The sequence below is a fragment of the Colwellia marinimaniae genome, from assembly GCF_002207865.1.
Taxonomy (GTDB): domain Bacteria; phylum Pseudomonadota; class Gammaproteobacteria; order Enterobacterales; family Alteromonadaceae; genus Colwellia; species Colwellia marinimaniae.
Window position 1 is genome coordinate 1 of record NZ_BDQM01000168.1, and the last position, 339, is coordinate 339.

Annotated in this window: 1 protein-coding gene; it reads left to right on the forward strand. The window is 13.9% G+C overall.

Going from position 1 to position 339, the window contains the following annotated elements; all coding sequences use genetic code 11:
• On the forward strand, positions 1–339 hold a 339-nt coding region (locus MTCD1_RS23520), incomplete at both ends, for a hypothetical protein (protein ID WP_200818642.1).

The window sequence follows — 339 nt, forward strand, 5'->3', positions numbered from 1 at the left end:
AAAGAAAAGAAAAGAGAAAAAAAGGGAAGGGAAGAGAAAAAAAGAAAAGAAAGAGAAAAGAAAAGAAAAAAAAAGAAAAAAAAAAAAAAAAAAAAAACAAAAAAAAAAAGAAAAAAAAAAGAAAAAAAAGAAAAAAGAAAAAAAAAAAGAAGAAAAAAAAAAAAAAAAAAAAAAAGAAGAAAGAAAAGAAAAAAAAAAAAAAAGAAAAAGAAAAAAAAAAAAAAAAAGAGAAAAAAAAAAAAAAAAAGAAGAAAAAAAAAAAAAAAAAAAGAAAAAAAAGAAAAAAAAAAAGAAAAAGAAAAGAAAGAAAAAAAAGAAAAAAAAGAAAATGGAGAAAAA